This window comes from Bradyrhizobium sp. P2_E8 (assembly GCF_056403875.1).
Genome location: NZ_JBFUES010001811.1, coordinates 1 through 684, shown reverse-complemented (window position 1 = coordinate 684; position 684 = coordinate 1). Strand labels below are relative to the sequence as shown.

The 684-nt window shown below is 65.5% G+C and carries 1 protein-coding gene; it reads left to right on the top strand.

All coding sequences use genetic code 11. From position 1 onward, the window contains the following. Positions 1 to 220: 220 nt before the first annotated feature. Positions 221 to 684, top strand: a 464-nt coding sequence (locus tag AC1D00_RS44055) for a gamma-glutamylcyclotransferase (RefSeq protein ID WP_477015066.1), incomplete at its 3' end; no start/stop codon positions are given.

Genomic DNA, 684 nt, shown 5'->3' with positions numbered 1-684 from the left:
GCATAGAACCAGAAGCAGCTCCACGCGACGACGAGGATCAGGAGGAGAACGGGTGCGATGAAAAGGCCCCAACGGGGGCGGCGGCCTGCGGCAACGGTCAGATTGGACATGCGGCGACCCTTTGACCCCAGATTTTGTCAAATGTAAGCGAGGTTCGGCTGCGACGAAAGGCGGAGAATTCGCTTCGCTTGGGGGCGCGGTTCTGGTAGCCGTGCCCGCCATGTCGGAAATCACCCTCCCCTCCGTCACGACAGCCAAGGGCGACCTCTGGGTGTTCGGCTATGGCTCGCTGATGTGGCGGCCGGGCTTCGAATTTATGGAACGCGTCCCGGCGCGGCTGGTCGGCGAGCATCGTGCGCTCTGCGTCTATTCCTTCGTGCATCGCGGCACGCCGGAGAAGCCGGGCCTGGTGCTCGGGCTCGATCGCGGCGGCGCCTGTCGCGGTATCGCCTTCCGTGTCGCCGAAAAGGACCGCGCCGACGTCGTCGCCTATTTGCGCGCGCGCGAGCAGGTGACGTCGGTCTATCGCGAGGTGATGCGTTCGGTATGGCTGGAAAACGATGCGCGGCAGCGCGTCTCCGCACTCGCTTACGTCGTCGACCGCGGCCATGTGCAATATGCCGGCCGGTTGTCGCTCGCCGATCAACATCGCCACGTGCTCCAGGGGCACGGCCAGTCCGGGGC